Raw genomic sequence first — 18,738 nt, forward strand, 5'->3', positions numbered from 1 at the left:
TCGTACCTATGTAAGGGGTCAACGTAGGTAGGAGCCTAGTGCCGTGAAAGTGGCACGCTGGGTTCTGAATGGGAGGTGGGGGAAGTGATTCCCCCATCGACCCCTAATAAAATACCTGGGAACAACATAAAAAAAATATTCTGGAAGCGGATCAAGATCGAATTTATAAAGGAGTTTCTCTCAAATCAATTACCTGGGATCAAGCAGAAAGCTTGTGGGCAAAACGGCTAGATTTTTTTCATCAACAAGCCAGCCCCAAACCCCCTTCACCGATTTATCCTTTAACTCGACAAGTATTGGAAGCAAAATTTCCTGCGGGGAAAACATTTCCTCGCTATGCCCTACAGCTTGCCCGCCAACTCTATCAGAATTATAAGTTAAATTTGGCCGTTGATGTAAAGCCAAATCCCCAACCAGAACCACCGCAAACAAAAACACCGCTAGACGCGATCGCCGCCTTTAATTTGCTTTGGCAGCATGAATTCAAAAAAACTCAGGAAAAAATCCTGAAAATTCGCCATTTTTCTAATTCAGAATTGATTCAAATGTTAAGAGAAGCCCTGGAAGCTTTGGAGGTGGCGAAAATTCAACCGCGACTGTTACCCAGTGAAAAATACCACAATTCTTCCCTGAGTTGTCAGTTGCCCCAAGTTTCTGGAAAAGTGGGATTAGTTTGGACAGAAGATAGCAATTTGATGAATTTTTTCCACTTTATGAATGCTTGCCATAAAACAATTAACCATAATCTTTGCCAAAAGCTATATCTGATTCGAGAAACCGGGTTGGGAAATGCCCAAAATAAAGGCTACACCCTTTACAAGCAAATTTTTACCGGGATGCATCATGTGCATATTATTCCCTCCCTAGAATCAGTGCATTATTTGGCCACATATCACAGTTTAGTTAATGCGGCTGCGGCTGGAGAATTAGTGGTAGGCGATCGCACTCCGAATATTCCTGAACTGCAAAGTATTGTGCGCGAAGCTAAAATATTGCATGATTGTCAATTATTACAAGATTTAGGAATTTTTGCCCAAACTCAAAGCAAGCAACCAGACTTGGTGAACCCCAAAGACGAACAATTACTCAAAGCCAAGAAATATATGTTGAGTTTAGTAGAAACTCAGCAACTTTTGGGGCGGTCTATTTTAGAAAATAATATGCTGACTTTTGATATGCGGCTGACTCCAGAAACCATTAATCAATTGATTTGTGAATTGGTAGACGAGCAAAAAATTCAGGTTTCCGATCCGGGGACAAACCGGGCTGATCAATTTATTTTTTGGGTGCCTAAATCTGCCGTATAGAGATTAAAAAACCGGGTTATTTGAACTTAATTTAGCTTAATTTAAAACCCGGTTTTGGCTAAATATTTAAACGTAAATAATCAATTATTCATTTTTTTCGACTAATGGTTTATTGGCAAAATGCCCAAGATATTCAACAGTTGATTAGGGAATTAACCCACTCAAAAATTATCTGGGCTGATACAGAAGTGGCTGATTGGCAGACACAGAAACCCCGACTATCTTTGATTCAAGTATTGAGTGATCGCGCGGACTTGACTGGGAAAAATGGCTATATACTAGATGTATTGGATCGACCAGATTTGGTGACATATTTTATTCAGCAAATTATGGTCAATCAGAGAATTGAAAAGGTGTTTCATAATGCCAGCTATGATTTAAAATTTTTGGGCAAATCGCAAGCCAAGAATGTGACTTGTACTTTAAAAATGGCGAAAAAAATTGGCCGCAATCGCCTAGGAGTGACCAATTTAAAACTCAAAACTTTAGCCGCCGAACTGTGCCATTTTGCGGATATTCACCCCGAATCACAAACTAGCGACTGGGGTCAGCGTCCCCTGAGTCAAGCACAACTAAATTATGCTAAAATGGATGTGGTTTATCTGTCGCAAGTTCATCAGTATTTACTGCATAAATTAAAACCAGAACATCCGAATTATCAGGAGAACTTTATGCCTCAAGAAAAATCAGCAGCATCAACGGCTTTGACTGCCACAGATTTACGAGTTGCCTTTGAATGTCCTCGGTTATTTTACTTGGGTCAGCGGTTTGGAGGAATGACCCTATTTTTACCCCCCAATGAAATGGGAGGCATTGGCAACCCTTTTCACGATTTAGCGAAAAAATTTACTCTTTTAATTCAGGAAAACCCTCGGTTTCAAGATAGTTTAAATTTGCCCATTGACCAGATTAACCCCAAAACTGTGGCGCTTCAGATGCAACAGCTTTTTTATGAGTTGGTCTTTTTGCCCTATCTGCAAAATGCGATCGCCCAAGAACCGAAAAAAATCGCCACATTAAATCAAATTTGGCAAGGATTACAAGGACTAATTCGTCGCTATGCGGAAATTTTAGTGGCAAATCGACGTGATTATTCTGCTGAACAGGTGATTAATCAAACTTTTGTGAGTCAAGAATTGACTATTCAGCATTTATTTCAATTACCGGATGGAACAAAACAACTGGTTAAGGGACAATTAGATAGTTTAATTTTGAAGGGCGATCGCCTTTGTGTGGTGGAATATAAAACATATCAACCGGCAGATTTAACGGCGCAATTAGCCCAAGTTGCTTTATACAGTTATATGTTATTCCAAGAGAAAAAACAGCCGATAGACTCTGCGGTTTATTGCGTTCTGCCAGAATTTAAAGAATTGCTGTTTTCTTGGGAAGAATTAGAAGCAAAATTTCACCAGCTTATTCCCCATAAATTAGCCCAAATGCGGCAATGGTTAATCTGGGAACCGCCACAACCGAATCCTCCACCTCCGACTCCTCAGTCGCAACTTTGTGAGATTTGTTCTCAGCGGAATAAATGTCAGAGTTTTTTTGCAGAAAATCCCGCCCAATTTTCTATTCAAAAAGTGAGCAATCCCCCCCAAACTCCCCTTAAAAAGGGGGGGATAGAGGAAAATATTGCCCAACAATTAATCAAAACTTTGGCATCTTTTAAAATAGGCGTCGATTATTTAGGGGCTGCGGTAGGACCAGCATTTATTAGAGTAAAACTGAAACCGCATCTGGGGGTAAAAGTGGCTGGTTTAGTCAAATTATCGGCGGATTTACAAGTGCAATTGGGGATTAATTTTCCCCCGATGATATCCCCACAAGCCGGTTATGTGAGTGTGGACTTGCCCCGCAGCGATCGCCAAGTAGCCCAGTTTGAAAGTTATATTCAACAGCAGCAAAATCCTATTGATGCGGAGGTGAAAATTGCCATTGGTATTGATTTAGATGGTCAGCTAATTGAAGCGGATTTATCTGACCCCAATACTTGTCATTTTTTGGTGGGGGGAACCACAGGCAGCGGCAAAAGTGAGTTTCTGCGATCGCTGTTATTATCTTTACTTTATCGCCATTCTCCTGACCAGTTAAAAATTGCCTTAGTTGACCCCAAACGGGTGACATTTCCCGAATTTGCCCAGATGCGATGGTTATATTCTCCTGTAGTCAAAGATAGCGAAGCTGCCATAGAGTTAATGACTGAATTAGTGGCGGAAATGGAATCGCGTTATCAGCGTTTTGAGTTGGCTGGTTGTGCCGATATTCAAAGTTATAATCAGAAAAAAACTAATCAGCAGTTACCGAGAATTGTTTGCATTTTTGACGAGTATGCTGACTTTATGGCTGAAAAAGAAACCCGTAGTGAATTAGAATTAAGTATTAAAAGATTAGGGGCAATGGCTAGGGCGGCGGGCATCCATTTAATTATTGCCACTCAACGGCCAGAAGCGAAAGTTGTCACCCCGATTATTCGCTCAAATTTACCCGGACGAGTTGCCCTGCGGACTGCCAGTGAAGCGGATTCTATGATTATATTAGGAGGGAAACAAACGGCGGCGGCTTATTTATTAGGTAAAGGGGATTTACTATATCAAGTAGGCGCACAGTTGCAGCGATTACAAAGTTTATTCGCGGCAAATTTTCAGATTTAATCTAGTTTAAATAGTCATTTAATTGGTTATTGGCTGTTAGGGTAAAATGTAAGGGTCAAAAGTTAGACCCTTACCGCGAAATCTGCATTTAAGAGGGCAAGCGGACTTGATTACCAATTAAAGATAAAAACGCATTACCGAAATGCTGAATTTCCAGGAAACCCAATGGGTCAGCCGGTTTATAAATCCTAAAAGTTTTCATAATTCCCAAGGTTGCTGCACTTTCTAATGGGCCAATAAATCGACAATCTCGATCTAAAAAATATGGTTGTTGTGCCCAATAAGCCATTTGTTTGGCATTTAAAAAATAACAGCCAGAATGGGGGTTGAGGGCGCGACGAAATAGCACCGGCTGTTCCATAATAAATCCCTTGAGTTCTGGTTTTTCTTGCACATTTTGAAATTGCTCCGTGGCTTGGGAAATGATGTCTCCATCTACATAAGCTTTAGTGATGGGGTTTAAGGCGCCGATTTCATAGCGATTCGGTTGGAGCAGATTGCGATCGCCTGCTTGTTTGGTAAACCAATTTAATTTAATGAAAAACCAAGGGTCACGCAAGACTAAATCATCTTCTAAATAACAATAATAGTCATAGTAACCGAGGCGATCGCGCAACAGGGCTTGACATTCAAATGCTAACATCATCGGTTCCGCATTAGTGGGATAATGATGATAGAAATTTTTCGGGATTGGCAGTTGGTCTAAAACATGACGATTTTGGGTGGTACAAACGACAATATCAACATCTGATGCTTGCGGTTCATTCACCGGCAAAGCCACACATTGAGCAATATCAATCAGGCATTGAGATTGACTAAATACTCCCCGTAAATTGGTTAAGCAATTGGTTAAAGCGGTAATCCGAGGTCGAGGATCTTTAGAGAGAGAACCATGTTTTCCGCCGCCTTCCGAGTTGAAGTAATGAGCAATGGTAAAGAGAATTTTCATAGTTTTTAATCAATAAACAACTCTGGAACCCTGACGCGCAATTCTTGGTTTAATTCCGGTAGGCGATCGCGCATTTCACAATACCAGTCGAACCGTTGGCGGTAATGCTGAGAAAGCAGGCGATTTTTAGCCACCCATTCATAAGCATTGCTGGCTAAATATTGTCGCATTTCAGGGTTTTTAATCAGTTTTTCTAGCTTCAGTTCAAACTCTTCAGGCGATCGAAAAATAAATCCGGTTTTTCCTTCAATAATACTGTTTTCATAGACCGTCGGACTAGCCAATACTGCCACCCCATGACCGGCACATTCAATAAACTTGAGGTCAGATTTCATGCTGTTAACCCGGTTAAAATTGAGGGGCAACAAAGCAATATCACAAGTATGAAGAATTTCTTGATATCGCTCATAAGCACAAAATGGCTCAAATTCTTTATTAGGAATTGCCAAAGCCTCAAAAAATTGTTGGTCATGGAGCACTTTGACTTTTACTTGTGGCGAATGCTGGGCTAATACCCGATTTAAGGCTGGCATTATAGGTTGCCAATCTGCTTCTCGGTTTAATGCCCCAAAAAAGATCGTTACAGTGTCTTTGGAGTAGGTGCGGGGTGCGGGCAAATAGGCAAGCTGATTTTGGAAGACCGCCACATGAGGATTATGTTGCCGCAAATAGTCCGCGAGGAGTTCGGTGGAAGTTTGGACACAGTGGCAACCTCGGTAACTGAGAAACCGATTTTGGGCATATTCCGGTCGTCGTAGGGGGTCATCATCAATTTCCGCCACGATTAAGTAACCCTTTTGCAAGAGATGTCTGAGTTTTGGCAGGTAGTCGGGATAACTCATAATGGTGCGCTGCCAAATAAATACTTTTTCTTCCCCAGCTAATGGGACATTTAAATCCGCTGATTTGACGCTGGAGATGGTGCGAACTCCGGGAATTGTGGCGCTGAGGCGATCGGGTTCTAAGACTCGGACGCGATCGCACGCAGTAGGAGCCATTAAAATAGTTTGAATCAGCAATCTTCTGGGTGCTTCTGGAGATTTGCTGGCTCGGACTATATATTGAGTAGCTTTAGTTTGGGTGGCAAACGTAGCCGCTGAAATGCCCAACCCTTGTAAAGCAGGTGCCATAATTTGTTGAAACTTCTCAAATTCGGCTGTGCTTTGGCCTTTAGTCTGAATTTCGTAGAGATATAATCCCGCTTGAGTGAATAGTTGCTTAATACTTTCTAAGGTGAAAAAGCGCAACGGTAAAGGCGATTTCCCGGCGATCGTTTGATTCTCTTCCGGTTCCCATTTTCCTCGCAGGAGTTTAACAATCCGATGCCAATGTTGGGTATTAGGAATATTCGCCAAAACTTGACCATCGGGTTTCAGCCAATTGACCGATTGCTTGAGGATATCCCAAGGATTAATCACTTGCGGAAAAATATCATTGAAAATAATACAGTCAACGGTGCCATCGGTGATTTCCGTGGTAGATAAATCCAGACTATCTAAATCAGTGGCGATCACCATATCAAATTTTTGCTCGGCGATTTTGGCTTGGTCAGCATTTTGGTCAATGCCAACATACAAGCAATTCGGATTAATCCGTTTATACTCTGCCCCAGTTTCCCCCGTACCACAGCCAAATTCCAGAATAATATTCGCATCTGCTGGAATCAGTTTCAGCAAATCCAGATTGACTTTTTGTGTTCGATCCATATTTTTAGAGTGATTTAATTCTCATATGTTAGATTTTATAACGATTCAACCCGATGGTCATTTGTCCTTTGTCATTTTTCAACGAAACCGCCAACAACAAAGGATCCTTTTCTCCCCTGCCGACGGCGGGCCCCTCCGCCCCTCCGCTTTTTCTAAACAAACAACTCTGGAAAGCGATCGCGCAATTGTTGATTTAATTCCGGCAGGCGATCGCGCATTTGGACATACCAATCGCGCCGTTGACGATAATGTTGGGAAAGTAAGCGATTATGAGACACCCACTCATAAGCATTTGCCGCCAAAGTTCGCCGCAATTGAATATTAACAATTAACTCTTCTAACTTCAGGGCAAAATCTTCAGGCGATCGATAAATTAACCCGGTTTTCCCTTCAACGATTGTTTTTTCATACACCGTCGGACTTGCCAACACTGTCACCCCATGTCCAGCACATTCAATAAACTTCAGATCCGATTTCATCTGATTAAAGCGAGTTGGATTTAAAGGTAACAAGGCAATATCACAAGTTCTTAAAATTTCTTGATATCGCTCATAAGGACAAATGGGTTCAAATTGTTTTTGCGTGGTCGGCAATGCCTCAAAAAATTGCTCATCATAAATTACCTGGAAACGAAGCCGATCTTGATATTTTTGCACCAGGCGATTAATTGCTGGCATAATCAGTTGCCAATCCTCTTCTCGACGAAATGCCCCAAAAAATATCGTTACCGAATTATCTTCAGGGTAAATCCGTGGTTCGGGCAAATAGGGCAACTGATTAGGAAAAACTGCTACATTAGGATTAAATTGGCGCAAATATTCTCCCAATGTTTCCGTAGAAGTTTGGACACAGTGACAACCCCGGAAATTAAAAAACTGACCCTGGGCATATTCGGGACGCCATAAGGGATCGTCATCGGTTTCGGCGACAATTAAATAATCTCGTTCTAGTAAGGCTTTAATTTTAGGAATGTCGCCGGGATAACTCAGCATTGACCGCTGCCAAATAAACACTTTTTCTTCTTGAGGTAGGGCAATATTTAAATCAGCAGTTTTCACCGTTGCCACCGTTCTAACTCCGGGAATTGTCCGGGTTAAAGCATCGGGTTCAATTACTCTAATTCTATAAACTGGCCACGAACCCATCATATTAGTTTGAATCAGTAATCGCCGGGGCGGTTGGGAGGATTTTGTAGCGCGAATTATATATTGAAAAGCCCCGGTTTCTGTGGCAAATATTCCTGAATTAATCCCTAATGCTTGAACCACGGGCGACATAAGTTTTTGAAATCGATGATATTCTTCCGCTTTGCGTCCAATGGTTTGAATTTCATCGATTTGTAATCCCGCTTGCATAAATAGTTGTTTAATACTATCTAAGGTAAAAAAATGCAGGTGAGTGCGGTCTAAGATGCCTTCGTCTTGGTATTCCCATTGTCCCGCTAAAAGACGGGCCAGCGATCGCCAATGTTGAATATTAGGAATACAAGCGAGGATTTGACCATCATCTTTTAACCATTGACAATGGTGTTTCAGGGTCATCCAAGGGTCGATCGTATGTTCCAGAACATCCCCATAAACCAAACAATCAACAGTCCCCTGGGGAATGTTAATATCTGTTTCCAGATTTTCGGCATTGCTGACAATTACTCGGTCAATTCTGGTGGCGGCAATTTCCGCCGCTTGGAGATTAATTTCTATGCCAATATATTGACCATGAGGATTAACCCGCTTATATTCCTGACCTAATGCCCCAGCGCCACAACCCACTTCCACGATGACTTGGGCATCACCGGGTAGCAGTTTGAGTAAGGTGGGGTTGATGCGATCGTAGTAATCTAAATTAGCAGCATTCATTTGATAATTGTTGTTGGTTGTTGGTTGGTGGTTGTTGATTGTTGGTTGGTGGTTGTTGGTTGTTGGTTGGTGGTTGTTGGTTGTTGATTGTTGATTGTTGATTGTTGGGTAGGGATTCTTTTGTTGTTGGTTGTTTAAAAATATAACAAATAACCAATAACAATCAACAAACAAAAAAAATGTGAATTATTTTCAGTGTTTTTTTTGGATGACAAGTGTTATTTTTATTGGGTATTTTTTGTGGGATATTTGTTAATTTTTGACCAAAAAATACGCCATAACAAAAGAATCCCTACCCAACAACAAAAGAATCCCTACCCAAAAACCAACAACAAAAGAATCCCTACCCAACAACCAACAACAAACAACATTGTTAATTATTCTCGAGATTTAATTCTCAGCCAAAGCCGCAATTACTTGATCGTGAATCGTGCCATTACTCACTACGATCCCCCGGTTATTCATCATCTTGCTGCCTTCAGCAAAATTCAAAGGCTGACCATACATATCCGAGACTCGACCACCGGCTTCTTCCACCACGATCGCCCCTGCGGCATGATCCCAAATATTCTCCCGATAATCGGGATATTTGGGCGAAGGCAACCGCAAATATAACGCCGCTTTCCCGGAAGCCACAATGCCATATTTCGCCTGAGAATCCACTCGGAATGACTCCGTAGTAATCCCCACTGCTTGCGCGATCGCATTTTGCTTAGACTGGTCGCCGTGGGCAGCTTCCACACTTTCCACAAATCGGAAATTAGCCACATCATCTGCCATCACCACCTGCAACCGTTGGGGTTCACCTCCGGACAGGGGAACCATTGTCGCCCCCTCACCCCGGACTGCCACATAAAGCGCCCCGGTTTGTCCCCCATCCAAGGGCATCGCCGGACAAGCCAAAACCCCCACTTTCACCTCGCCATTTTCGACCAAAGCTAAAGCCACCGCATATTGATCCTGACGCAAAAATCCTTTTGTGCCATCAATCGGATCCAAAGTCCAATAGCGAGATGAAACTTGACCATTGCCATGATCGATCCAACGAGTCACATCTTCTGGGGTGGCATCCGGTGACAATGCCTGGACATAATGGGTTACTTTGGTTAAAGTTTCCGCCATTTCTGGTTTGCGTAATTCTTTGGCATCTTCTTCTCCCACCACCGGATCGTCGGGAAATGCTGCCGCCAAAGCTTGACAAATAATCGCCTGGGCGCCAAAATCCGCCACGGTCACGGGGCTTTTATCTTTTTTTTCGATCGCCTGGGGAATATCCGCCCGGACTTGTTCGCAGAGTTTTGCCGCTGCGGTTGCGGCGGCGATCGCTACTTCTTTTTCTTTTGCGTAAGTCATAATAGATAATTAGGTTGGATTGGAAGAGTTAAAAAATTTTCTCTTTATTTAAAGTGCATCCGCACCGATCAAGAGAATTCTCGTTCAAATAAGCCCTCATTACCTTAGCAAATCCACATAATTGAGGAAAGAGGATGCTGATGAAAGAGGCAGGAGGAAAAATCTCTTTTCTCTCTTCTCTCTTCTCTCTCCTCTGTTTGTATAACTTTGGTCGCCACTGCATTCCCCATGAAATATTCTCTCGCCATCAATACAACGACTGCCGAACTAGGCTTATGTCTCAGCGATTTTCGGGAAGATTTTCGCTGTCAAACTTGGAACTTAGGACAGGAACTATCCACCTTAATGCATCAATGTCTGGCTGAGTTTATCCAGCCGCAACCCTGGCAAGATTTCCAGTGGCTTGCCGTCGCCAAAGGGCCGGGAGGTTTTACCGGGACTCGGATTGGTGTAGTGACAGCCAGAACTCTGGCCCAGCAATTAGAAATACCTTTATTTGCGATTTCCACATTAGCGGCGGTGGCTTGGTCTGCGGTGCATCCCACCTTGCATCCCATCCCCACCAGCGCCGCAGAATTGCCTCAGTTATCGGTGACAGAGGAGAAAAACATGGGGAGGGAGAAAAGCGATCTGGCGATCGCGAAGCGGCGCGGATGCGCCATAGCCGTACAAATGCCCGCCCAACGGGGTGAATTATTTGTGGCCATTTATAGGGTAAATTCTCAGGGCATAGAGGCACTTTTAGACGATACGGTGATGACCCCGGAAGCATGGCAAGAAACCTTGAGTCAATGGCATCACCTGGATCAAAAGATTTCCCTTCCGCCCGGTTCTGGTGCCTCCGTTGCCACCATCCTGCAACTTGCGGATTTGGAGTGGCAACAGGGCAAACGACCTCACTGGTCAGATGCCCTGCCATTTTACGGTCAACATCCGGTTGCTTTGTAAAGCTTCCAGAGAAAAATAAAAATGCTGTATCAGCTTTTCGCCAGTTGCGATACTTTTCGGAAAGGAAAATAGCCCGCGATTAATCCGCGATTAATTAATATTAATTAAATATTAATTAAATATTAATTAATTAATTGGCACTCGATTCATCGGTGCTATTGGCAGAATTAGTCGCTGCGGCTTTTTCTTTTTCCCGCTGTTCTCGTTTTTTCTTGTCCGCTGCCAGGATATCCTGCATTACTTGCCTTGCTTGGGTCATTTTTTCCAAGTTGCTGGAATATAATTCCAAGTCTTTGGTGATTTTGTCTGCGGGCAACTTCAGGGCGGCAGCGATTTTTTCCAAGGCGGGAGTGCGCTGCTTTTCGTCTTTGAGCATTTCGGGATTGACTATTTCCACAATGCTGAATAGACCAATAGCAAATATACGACTGTATTTAAATTTAGGATTAGCCGCGATCGCATCGAGAACCCCTTGGAATTCCCCGGACTCTGGCAGATTAATTTCTTTACTCAGCCATGCCAATAAATTCTCCGAGGAGAGACTTTTGGCAAATTCTTGTAATTTTTGAGCATCTTGGCGATATTTCTCAGGATCTTGTTCTACGGCTTGACAAATGGCATCAAAAATAGAAGTCCGATCCGCTTCGGGACGATAGCCTTGCATAAAACGGTCATAAGAAGTCACGACCCCCAGGGCATAAATGGGGTCATAGCGAAAATCTACATTGACCGAGAGTAAGTGCATCTCCACCATCAACTCTTCTACAAATCTTCTGTAGATAGAGTTGAGCGGACGAGAGTGCATCGTGTAAAAGGCGCGTTTGGTATCTGATACTGTGCGGACGTTATTATTCACACTGGTGGCTATGAAAAGGGACGCGATCCCATTGTCCACTGTTCGAGTCACTTTGCCAAGAAAATCAATGGGGATCGCTCTCGAAATCAGGGATAACAATAGTCAGCGAGTCCAGGGAAATCAAGATCGTGAAGCGTAGCTATCGCTTTGGGATCGCGAATCGCCCGATAATACAGACATAAAAAACATCGGCCTAGGCGATCGCCCGCTAAAAACTTCAAATCGTTGGCGATCGTGGCCAGATTTTCCCCGCAGACAACTTTTCCGCTTCCGTCTTTTTGCCGGATTTGAGCGAACGCTAAAAAGAATCTGAGATTTTAGACTATTTAAGAAAATCCAAAATCCCAAATTCCTTATCAGCCACCGACAATACTTGAGCCAGCGTCCAGCGCTTCTTCTTCTGTTTCAAAGATTTCAAACACGGAATCCATCATAGTCACCTCAAAAACCAACTTGGCTTCGGGATGAACATTACAAATTCGGAAGCTACCTTTCACTTTGTCAGCATCTCGCATTCCTGCCACCAAAGACGTGAGACCAGAACTATCAATAAAGTTAACCTGACCTAAATTCACGACAATATGGCGACTGAGTTTAGAAATACACTCCTGCAACTTGAGACGAAATTGCCAAGCGGTGGTAATGTCCAGCCGTCCAGTTGGGGCTAAAACAATTATCTTAGTCCCATCTGGGATAGTGTGTTCTTTTTGCTCGATGTGGATCACAGAGCCTCCCTAATACGCTAATTGCCTACCTGCCTTCAGCAGTTTAGCTTAACCGATACCTTTTTGCTAACTTTCATTAACAAATGCAAGATGCTCACGCATCCAGGGCGTATCTACCAAAGCCCGCAAGAATATCCCGCGAGCGCCATTTACGTCTCGATCCATCACCTTTCCATCAAGATCCGACTTAATGGTTTTCGCCCCGCCAATTGCTCGAATCTCACCAGTCCAGCTAACCGTTTTGCTGGTGTACCCTTCACAGACATCCACCACCAGAGACCCGCGCTCTGTTGCTTTATGTTTCAGGAATTGCTCGAAACGGTAATGCCCAAATGAAAGCATATTCCGCACAGTCTTTGAGCGGATTTTTCTTGTGGCCTTGCGGCTCATATTTGAAGTCTCAAACGTTGGCAGGAGAATTACATCAAAGTTGTCTACCAGAAATCTGGCGGCAATGCGGATGCAATTCATCTACCAGGTTGCGAATCCTCGCCCTGATCCTGTCAGCGGCTTTTTTCATCCGCCGCCGTTGCGGGGCGCTTACACAGCTAAATCGAGAAATCAGATCGTCGAGGTGATGACATAGACGTTGAATCCTGGAGAAATCTGACTCTCCTATCTTCCCGACTTTCTGTTCAGAAAAGAAGGTTAGGAATGTTCTAACTCCAGGGTCTAAGGCTACCACCCGCCCTTGGTTGTCGGGCTGATGGGTGGTAGGCCCGGATGAGGGGACGCACAGATAATACTGCCCGCGGACACGAACTAACCGACAGTCCCCAAAGTTTTCCGGCAACTCTTCTGCATAGTCAAGTTGACCCAAAATTGTGTGGTATATGCCCCGAGGCTTAACGGCAGATTTTGGGATATAGCATGACTGGTAAGGGTTCTTTCTGGATCTCAAAGAGACCTGCTGACAGCAAAGAGTCTTTTTGTACTTCGCTTTAGCATTGCTGACCGCCTTGCAAGCGTCCTTAACCGCTATCGATTTAATTTGGTAAGGCACGGAAGAGCAAAACTCTGGCAATGATTTCAATATGTCGCCTTTAATGGCTTTCCAGTTAGCCTTGGTGTCAGGCTGCTGGAGGTACTTTACGGTGGTATTAAAGACGAGTCTTGATACCCCAAACCATTGCCTAATCAGATTTCTTTGAGTCGCATTTGGATAGATCCGGATCTTGCTTGATTTTCTGACCGTATTTCCTGAGTCCGTGCATTCTGCAACTGAAGACATGAATGATGGACAGAAGATCGGCGGTAAGTTCTGAGTCGGGGCTGTGAACAGTGTTGTCGAGAACCACGATTTTTCCACCGTTTTGCTCGACCATCCACTCAATAAGCTCGAATCCGAATCTTGCCAGTCTGTCACGGTAGGCAACAACAAGCGTGAACTGGTCTCGGCGCATAAGTCGTTCCAGTAAGGTTTTAAGTCCTTTCCGCTTGAAGTTGAGTCCCGATCCGATATCTTTGATGATTTCGGCTTTTGGGAACAGGGAGACCATGTAAGCAACTTGTTTATCCAGGTCGTCTCTCTGCTTAGTGCTGCTAACTCGGCAATAGCAAATCTGATAGTCGGTCTTAGGCTTTGACTCGTAAATAAAGCTGTCAACGTCAAATAGACGTTGATTTGCCGCATTTCTGATTGAGTAAATCCGACCTTGATCTGCATATTTCCGGAGTGTGTTGGGGTGCAAGCCCGTCCGTTTTACCGCTACGCGGAGAGGAACTAAGCTCATACCCTATATTAGCATATATAAGCAAATGTTAGGTAATCATGCACTGTTAATTAACCTTTAGAGGTAGTATCACTCTGACTCCATTCGGCCCAATTTTGTGGCTTTAAGAAAAATTCGGTTAATTCGGCTTCTGGGGTATTGGGTTCTGGTTCATAGCAATATTCCCAACGTACCAAGGGAGGCAGAGACATCAAAATCGACTCCGTGCGGCCATTAGTCTGGAGGCCAAAAATTGTCCCGCGATCGTACACCAGGTTAAATTCTACATAACGACCCCGACGATAGAGTTGGAAATTCCGTTCGCGATCGCCATAAGCCATGCCACGGCGCCGTTGCACAATCGGCACATAAGCAGGTAAAAAAGCTTTGGCACAATCTTGGACAAAAGCAAACAACTCTTCCCAGCCGCGAGGTTCAGGAGCGCCAATTTTTTTACTATACTCAGCAGCAGCCTTCGTCGGATGTGGCCCACGATACAATTCCCCTTGACCATCTTGGTAATCAAAGAAAATCCCGCCCACCCCACGCATTTCTTGACGATGGTTCAAATAAAAATACTCATCGCACCAATGCTTAAACACCTGATAATACTCTGGGTGGTGAGCATCACAAGCTTGTTTCAAAGTTTTATGTAAATGCGCCGCATCTTCAGCAAAAGGATAATAGGGGGTTAAATCCAAACCGCCCCCAAACCACCAAACCGGGCCTGCTTCAAAATAACGATAGTTGAGGTGTACCGTCGGCACATAAGGGTTGCGGGGGTGTAACACCATCGAAGTCCCGGTAGCATAAAAACCGTGACCTTCGGCTTCTGGACGTTGTTTTAAAATCGAGGGAGGCAACTGGTGTCCCCAGACTTCGGAAAAGTTCACGCCACCTTGTTCAAACACATCCCCATCACGCATCACTCTAGAGCGACCACCGCCACCTTCTGGGCGGTCCCAAGCATCTTGTTTAAATACGCCAACGCCATCGACTTCGGTTAAGCCTTGACAAATATCATCTTGGATCGATCGCATAAACTGGCTGACCCGTTCGCGGGAGTTTTCCGGGGGCAAAAACTTATTTTGAACTGTCTCAGTCTGGGGAGAAACCATGATCATCCTAACAAAACCTCCTGTACCCTCTATCTGTTTTACAACTGCGCCCATGCTCTGACACAACATGGCCTGGATGACAAAGCTATTTTATGGGCTAGGTGCCCTGAATTGAGAACGTGGTTAAGAATTCTTAAAATTTTATCTTTACATTGCTATATATTTATATTTGGATTCACAAATCTACATAATACGCAAAGAAAAGATACATTGGTAGGTAGGTAAAAATTCATACAATCCTGAGCAGGGGTAGCCAAAATCTAGCCAGAAAGTTTCTCTAGACCCCTGCTTATCTAAAATTACCCAACAATTAAACTGCCCAGGGTGGAGAACCTTATGTCCGTACAACTGAGTGAAAAATCTGTGTTAGAAGTCTTGCAACCTGTTCAAGACCCCGAACTGCAAAAAAGTTTGGTGGACTTAAACATGATTCGCAATGTCAAAATCATCGACGGTCAAGTCAGCTTTACCTTAGTCTTGACCACCCCAGCTTGTCCATTACGCGAATTTATCGTTGAAGACTGCCAAAAAGCGGTTCGTACCTTACCAGGGGTTAAAGATGTCACCGTAGAAGTCACCGCCGAGACCCCCCAACAGAAATCCTTGCCAGACCGTCAAGGCATTGATGGGGTGAAAAATATTATCGCCATCTCCAGTGGCAAAGGTGGCGTCGGCAAAAGCACCGTCGCCGTCAACGTCGCCGTATCCCTCGCCGCAGCGGGGGCGAAAGTCGGATTACTGGACGCGGATATTTACGGCCCCAACGCCCCGACCATGTTAGGGTTAAGCGAAGCTCAAGTCATGGTACGCCAAGGGACCCAAGGAGAAGTGCTCGAACCCGCCTTTAATCATGGGGTGAAATTGGTTTCAATGGCCTTTTTGATCGACAAAGATCAGCCCGTGATTTGGCGCGGCCCCATGTTAAATGGGGTAATTCGCCAGTTTCTCTATCAAGTGCAGTGGGGCGACCTGGACTATTTAATTGTGGATTTACCCCCAGGAACAGGAGATGCTCAATTAACGATGGTGCAGGCTGTCCCAATGGCCGGGGCAGTCATTGTCAGTACCCCACAAACCGTGGCCTTGTTAGATGCGCGGAAAGGCTTAAAAATGTTCCAGCAGCTTAATGTACCCGTGCTGGGCATTGTGGAAAATATGAGTTATTTTATTCCCCCAGATTTACCGGATAAGCAATATGACATTTTTGGGTCTGGCGGTGGCGCAAAAACTTCCCAGGAATTAGGGGTGTCTTTACTGGGTTGTGTGCCCTTAGAAATCGGCTTACGAGAAGGAGGCGATACCGGATTGCCCATTGTCGTCGGTTCTCCAGAGTCCGCTTCGGCTAAGGCACTGCGTGAAATTGCCCAAAAAATTGCGGCGAAAGTTTCCGTGGCCGCCCTGACCTAAGCTGTAATGTAATGACTAAACAGGTAGGGGCAGGTTTTAAACCTGCCCCTACAGATGTTTTATATCAACCATAAATTCAGATCGCGAAACAGATCGCCTATAGGGGCAATTCATCAATTGCCCCAACTCCCCTGGTTTAAAAATATGGCTTAAAAATAGGGGGTTGGGCGCTGTGTTGCAGAAATGGCCATTTATTTATCGCAATTTCTGGCCAGAAATTGCCAGAAATTGATATCACTTCTGGTTTTTTTATGATTATTGCGTAAGCATTTAAGCACAAATCCGATTGGGTGAACAAAACATAATCTGGATTGCCTTGTTGAAATTATTAACTAAAATCTAACTAAAATCTTAAGTGATATATTTTAGGTTTAAGTTCTTTGGGTAGGGATTCTTTTTCCCCTAGGGCGAAAATATGTTGCACAATTCTCTTGGAAAAAGTTGGCTCGGCAAGCCAAAGCGTCGGCTTAACTTCAGATTTCTCAAATCCTTACAAGATATAGACTGGTTTTTGATGATTCTGTCAATTGTACTGACTCTGGTTGGTACAGTGGCCATCCACAGTACGGAACTGGATACGCCAGATTATCAAACCTCGTTTCAGCACACTTTAGTTGGTGCCATTGGTCTAGGTTTGGCGTTGATGATTGCCCGATCAAATTACCAGAATCTCCTGAATTGGAAGTGGGTGATCTATGGCATCACGAATATTTCTTTGCTGCTGGTGATGTTTATCGGCACTACGGCATTGGGGGCGCAACGCTGGATTACCATTGGCGGATTTAATATTCAGCCCTCGGAATTTGCTAAGTTAGGGATGATTATTACCCTAGCGGCTCTCCTGGAACAAAAGACGGCTGAAAATATCCCAGCAATTGTCAAAAGTCTTTCGATTACCGCCTTTCCTTGGTTGTTGGTATTTATCCAGCCGGATTTGGGAACTTCCTTGGTTTTTGGTGCGATTATCTTGGCCATGCTCTATTGGGGAAACGCTAAACTCGGTTGGGTGGTGCTGATGGTTTCGCCTTTGGTGTCGGCTATTTTGTTTGGGGTCTATTTTCCCGGATGGTTGGTTTGGGTGAACCTGATGGGGGTTGTGGCTTGGTTTACTTTGCCTTGGCGTTGGATTAGCAGTTTGCTGGCTACGGCGATCAATGTGATTTGCAGTGAACTGGGAGTAATATTGTGGGGTTTGCTGAAGGACTATCAGCGCGATCGCTTGATTTTATTTTTGGCTCCAGAAAAAGATCCCCTCGGCGGTGGCTATCACTTGATTCAATCTCGGATTGCCATTGGTTCGGGACAACTCTGGGGCCGCGGATTGTATCAGGGGACTCAAACCCAAGGGTCTTTTATTCCCGAACAACATACGGATTTTATCTTTTCGGCGATCGGCGAAGAGTTTGGTTTTGTGGGCGCGGTCTGTTTGATTGTTCTGTTTTGGCTGTTTTGCCTGCGTTTGGTGATCGTAGCCAGTACAGCCCCAGATAATTTTGGATCTTTGATCTGTATTGGCACTCTGGCCATGATTGTGTTCCAATTGGTGGTGAACTTGGGCATGACCATTGGTTTGGCCCCGGTGACTGGGATTCCTTTGCCTTGGATCAGTTATGGGCGTTCGGCTTTGTTGACTAATTTTATGGCGATCGGGATTGTGCAGTCAGTGGCGCGGCAACGTCCCAAGAAGCGATCGCGATATTAGAGTCGTAACACTTGATATTAGAAATCCGGTTGCTGGGTCTGTCCCTGTTAATATCCAACAATTTTTCAGGGCAGGGCTTTCGCCCTAGCTGTAAACTAGGTAAATGTCCATCATTCCTTTGAAGAAATTATGATTCTGCCCGGATCTGCGGTTCGTATTAAAAATATCAATGACACTTACTATGGTTTTCAAGGACAAGTTCAACGAATTACCGATGGTAAGGTGGCAGTGCTGTTTGAAGGTGGCAACTGGGATAAGTTAGTCACTTTTCGCTTGTCTGAGTTGGAACTGGTAGACGCAACTACCACGAGTAAAGGAAAGTAAATTAATTGTTGACTGTTGATTGTTGATTGTTATTTGTTATTTGTTATTTGATTAACAACCAACAAACAACAATCAACAACCAACAAATAGGGAACAGGGAACAGGGAACAGGCAACAGTGG

16 protein-coding genes are annotated in these 18,738 nt (G+C 44.1%); 6 read left to right on the forward strand and 10 right to left on the reverse strand.

The annotated features are described in order from the left end of the window. Positions 1 to 212 precede the first annotated feature (212 nt). The gene (locus AM228_RS16220) at positions 213 to 1,307 is read left to right on the forward strand and encodes a hypothetical protein (protein WP_054467139.1); all 1,095 of its coding nucleotides are present in this window, start codon (positions 213 to 215) and stop codon (positions 1,305 to 1,307) included. 104 nt (positions 1,308 to 1,411) lie between these two features. Beyond that, the gene (locus AM228_RS16225; RefSeq protein WP_054467140.1) at positions 1,412 to 3,961 is read left to right on the forward strand and encodes a DNA translocase FtsK; all 2,550 of its coding nucleotides are present in this window, start codon (positions 1,412 to 1,414) and stop codon (positions 3,959 to 3,961) included. An 88-nt stretch (positions 3,962 to 4,049) separates the two neighbouring features. Here the strand turns inward: AM228_RS16225 and AM228_RS16230 are convergent, their stop codons facing one another. The 4 genes from AM228_RS16230 to AM228_RS16245 all read right to left on the reverse strand — a co-directional run bounded on the left by AM228_RS16230 (position 4,050) and on the right by AM228_RS16245 (position 9,825). After that, the gene (locus AM228_RS16230) at positions 4,050 to 4,910 is read right to left on the reverse strand and encodes a hypothetical protein (RefSeq protein WP_054467141.1); all 861 of its coding nucleotides are present in this window, start codon (positions 4,908 to 4,910) and stop codon (positions 4,050 to 4,052) included. 5 nt (positions 4,911 to 4,915) lie between these two features. After that, positions 4,916 to 6,616: a methyltransferase domain-containing protein gene (locus tag AM228_RS16235; RefSeq protein WP_054467142.1), complete on the reverse strand. Its 1,701-nt coding sequence runs from the start codon at positions 6,614 to 6,616 to the stop codon at positions 4,916 to 4,918. 152 nt (positions 6,617 to 6,768) lie between these two features. After that, positions 6,769 to 8,472 (reverse strand): methyltransferase domain-containing protein, encoded by a 1,704-nt coding sequence (locus tag AM228_RS16240; protein WP_054467143.1) that lies wholly within the window; start codon positions 8,470 to 8,472, stop codon positions 6,769 to 6,771. Between the two features lie 390 nt (positions 8,473 to 8,862). Continuing rightward, entirely contained in the window at positions 8,863 to 9,825 is a 963-nt protein-coding gene (locus AM228_RS16245; protein WP_054467144.1) for a 3'(2'),5'-bisphosphate nucleotidase, read from the reverse strand. Positions 9,826 to 10,053: 228 nt separating this feature from the next. Between AM228_RS16245 and tsaB the strand changes: the two genes are divergently transcribed. Then, a complete protein-coding gene (tsaB, locus tag AM228_RS16250; RefSeq protein WP_054467145.1) occupies positions 10,054 to 10,773 on the forward strand; it encodes a tRNA (adenosine(37)-N6)-threonylcarbamoyltransferase complex dimerization subunit type 1 TsaB in 720 nt (239 codons plus the stop codon). A 130-nt stretch (positions 10,774 to 10,903) separates the two neighbouring features. Here the strand turns inward: tsaB and psb29 are convergent, their stop codons facing one another. From psb29 to hemF, 6 genes are all read right to left on the reverse strand, one after another. Continuing rightward, on the reverse strand, positions 10,904 to 11,680 hold the full coding sequence (psb29, locus tag AM228_RS16255) for a photosystem II biogenesis protein Psp29 (protein ID WP_255353209.1): 777 nt from the start codon (positions 11,678 to 11,680) through the stop codon (positions 10,904 to 10,906). 305 nt (positions 11,681 to 11,985) lie between these two features. After that, positions 11,986 to 12,354 carry an STAS domain-containing protein gene (locus AM228_RS16260; protein WP_054467146.1) on the reverse strand — a complete coding sequence of 123 codons (369 nt, stop codon included), beginning with the start codon at positions 12,352 to 12,354 and terminating at the stop codon, positions 11,986 to 11,988. 66 nt (positions 12,355 to 12,420) lie between these two features. Beyond that, on the reverse strand, positions 12,421 to 12,744 hold the full coding sequence (locus AM228_RS35335; RefSeq protein WP_231636829.1) for a transposase: 324 nt from the start codon (positions 12,742 to 12,744) through the stop codon (positions 12,421 to 12,423). A 34-nt stretch (positions 12,745 to 12,778) separates the two neighbouring features. After that, complete coding sequence (locus AM228_RS36835) at positions 12,779 to 13,585, reverse strand: helix-turn-helix domain-containing protein (protein ID WP_354634811.1); 807 nt, start codon at positions 13,583 to 13,585, stop codon at positions 12,779 to 12,781. After that, the gene (locus AM228_RS16270; RefSeq protein WP_054467147.1) at positions 13,488 to 14,087 is read right to left on the reverse strand and encodes an IS607 family transposase; all 600 of its coding nucleotides are present in this window, start codon (positions 14,085 to 14,087) and stop codon (positions 13,488 to 13,490) included. The genes AM228_RS36835 and AM228_RS16270 overlap by 98 nt, the downstream gene beginning before the upstream one ends. Before the next feature lie 50 nt (positions 14,088 to 14,137). Further along, on the reverse strand, positions 14,138 to 15,190 hold the full coding sequence (gene hemF / locus AM228_RS16275; RefSeq protein ID WP_054467148.1) for an oxygen-dependent coproporphyrinogen oxidase: 1,053 nt from the start codon (positions 15,188 to 15,190) through the stop codon (positions 14,138 to 14,140). A 330-nt stretch (positions 15,191 to 15,520) separates the two neighbouring features. On the opposite strand from hemF, the gene AM228_RS16280 reads away from it, so the two are divergent. The 3 genes from AM228_RS16280 (at position 15,521) to AM228_RS16290 (ending at position 18,617) form a co-directional block, all read left to right on the forward strand. Beyond that, positions 15,521 to 16,591: an Mrp/NBP35 family ATP-binding protein gene (locus tag AM228_RS16280; RefSeq protein WP_054467149.1), complete on the forward strand. Its 1,071-nt coding sequence runs from the start codon at positions 15,521 to 15,523 to the stop codon at positions 16,589 to 16,591. Positions 16,592 to 17,105: 514 nt separating this feature from the next. Further along, the gene (gene rodA, locus AM228_RS16285) at positions 17,106 to 18,293 is read left to right on the forward strand and encodes a rod shape-determining protein RodA (RefSeq protein WP_231636831.1); all 1,188 of its coding nucleotides are present in this window, start codon (positions 17,106 to 17,108) and stop codon (positions 18,291 to 18,293) included. Between the two features lie 129 nt (positions 18,294 to 18,422). After that, the gene (locus tag AM228_RS16290) at positions 18,423 to 18,617 is read left to right on the forward strand and encodes an NAD(P)H dehydrogenase subunit NdhS (RefSeq protein ID WP_054467151.1); all 195 of its coding nucleotides are present in this window, start codon (positions 18,423 to 18,425) and stop codon (positions 18,615 to 18,617) included. Positions 18,618 to 18,738 lie beyond the last annotated feature (121 nt).

Origin of the sequence: Planktothricoides sp. SR001 (assembly GCF_001276715.1) — a bacterium.
Lineage (GTDB): Bacteria > Cyanobacteriota > Cyanobacteriia > Cyanobacteriales > Laspinemataceae > Planktothricoides > Planktothricoides raciborskii.